Source organism: Acidimicrobiia bacterium (assembly GCA_040881685.1).
GTDB lineage: Bacteria > Actinomycetota > Acidimicrobiia > IMCC26256 > PALSA-555 > SHVJ01.
Genome location: JBBECS010000052.1, coordinates 1 through 2,167, shown reverse-complemented (window position 1 = coordinate 2,167; position 2,167 = coordinate 1). Strand labels below are relative to the sequence as shown.

Below are 2,167 nucleotides of genomic sequence, written 5' to 3'. Positions count from 1 at the left end.
GGTTCGTCGTCCCGTCGGTCGACGGTCGTGAGCCCGAGCCGACCCTTGATCGTCCGCTTGCCTTTCGGGAGCCCGAGTCCGAGCGCGTCGCGCAGGCCGTCGCCCAAGGTGTTGAACGCGAGGATCGTGATCGCGAGCGCGAGGCTCGGCACGAACACCTGCCAAGGATGCTCGTAGATGAACGATCGTCCCTGCTCGATCATCGCGCCCCAGCTCGGCTTCGACGGCTCCACGCCGTACCCGAGCAGGCTCAGGCTGGCCTCGGCGACCAATGCGGCACCCATGGCGAGCGAGACGGCGACGATCAGTGGGGACGCGACGTTCGGAAGCACGCGGGTTCGGCGGATCCGTCCTGGTTTCGTGCCCATGGATCGCGACGCTTCGATGAACGTCTCTTGACGCACGGCAAGCGTCTGCGCGCGAACGAGCCGCGCGAATCCGGGAATCACCACGATCGCGATCGCGATCACCGCGTTCATCAACCCCGGCCCGAGGATCGCGACAATGGCGAGCGCGAGGACCAACGGCGGGAAGCTCGCCAACGCGTCCATCAACCGCATGAGCAGGTTGTCAGTGCCCCCACCGCGGAAGCCCGCGAGCAAGCCGATGGGGACTGCCGCGAGCAGGGCCAGGAACACGATCTCGAAACCGGAGGCGAGTGAGATGCGCGCGCCGTAGATGATCCGGCTGAACACATCACGGCCGAGGCTGTCAGTACCGAACGGCGTGTCGAGGCTCGGCCCTGAGAAGGGCGCCGCGACGCCGATGTCGTCCGGTCTGTGCGGCACGACGAGCGGCGCGAACACTGCCGCGAAGATGAGCAGCGACAGGAACACTAGCGAGATGACGGCGGGCTTGTCGTGGAGCAGCCGCCGCAACGCGCGTCGGTACGGGCTCGGCGTCGACGATGCCACGAACGCCTCATCGGGTCCGAGGCCCACGTCCGGGAGCGGTGAGCCGGTCACGTCGCTCACGACACGCGCACTCTCGGGTTGAGGAAGCCGTAGCTGATGTCGACGGCCAGATTGATCAACACGTGGGTGACGACGAAGGTGAGTGTGACTGCCTGGATCACGGGCACATCGGGCGCGCTGAGTGCCCGGAACATGTAGGTACCGATCCCACCGTGGATCTGGAAGATCCGTTCGATGATCACGAGGCCGCCGAGCAGCGCGCTGAGCTGGAGGCCGAGGACGGTGACCGCGGGGATCGCCGCGTTCTTCAAGGCGTACTTCGCGACGGTCCTGCCCGTCCCCGTGCCGACCGAGAGCGCGGTGCGCACGTAGTTGGACTGGAGGGCGTCGATGGTCGCTGCGCGCACCTGCCTCGCCACCGAGGCGGCGGCGAACAGCCCGATGGCGATAGCCGGCAGCGTGATCGATCGCAGCCATTCCAGTGGGTCCTCACCAAATGGCGTGTAGCCGACCGCAGGGAACCAGTCGCGATCGATCGCGAAGAACGTGATCAGGAAGAGTCCGACGACGAAGCTGGGGACGGCGAGGCCCAGGCTCGTCGCGGTGACGCTCGCACGATCGATCAATCCCCCCGGGCGAATTGCCGAGAGGAGCCCCAGCGGGACTCCGAGCAGCACGCTCACCAAGAGGCCAGCGATCGCGATCGAGAACGTGACCGGAAGGCGGTTCCCCAGCTCTTCGCTGATCGTCGGGCCGCTCGGATCGAGCAAGGAGGTCCCAAAGTCGAGCTGCACCGCGTCGCCCAACCAATCGGTGTAGCGCTCGAGCAACGGCCGGCCGAGTCCCAGCTCTTCGCGGACTTCGGCGATGCGTTCCGGAGTGGCATCCGCCCCGCCGGCCAACGTTGTCGCCGCGTCGCCGGGCACCAGCTCGATCAAGAAGAACACGGCGGTCGACACCAAGAAGAGGATCGGGATCAGGCTGACGAGCCGCCGTGCGATCAGGCCCAGCATGAGGCGCACACACTACGAGTTGGCGAAGTGGTCTGGGGCTGGCCCGACCCACGGCGCCGCGCGCGGGCATGACCGAAGCGATCGGTGTCACTCGCTGAAACGGTCAGAGCGGGAATCGGCTCGATGATCGGCGGCATGGCGCTCACGCGCCGGAGCGGCGATGATCTGTTGAGGGCGGCTCGCCCGGACGGGTGACGATGCACGCGAGGGCAGACATTCGAGGGCGCGACGAGGTCCTCG

Annotated in this window: 2 protein-coding genes; both read right to left on the bottom strand. The window is 67.1% G+C overall.

Annotated features, from left to right (window positions below; genetic code table 11):
- Positions 1–974 (bottom strand): ABC transporter permease (locus WEE69_13725; protein ID MEX1146353.1); only part of this gene is annotated, 974 nt, incomplete at its 3' end.
- Positions 971–1,927 carry an ABC transporter permease gene (locus WEE69_13720; protein MEX1146352.1) on the bottom strand — a complete coding sequence of 319 codons (957 nt, stop codon included), beginning with the start codon at positions 1,925–1,927 and terminating at the stop codon, positions 971–973. The genes WEE69_13725 and WEE69_13720, both read right to left, overlap by 4 nt.
- Positions 1,928–2,167: the final 240 nt, after the last annotated feature.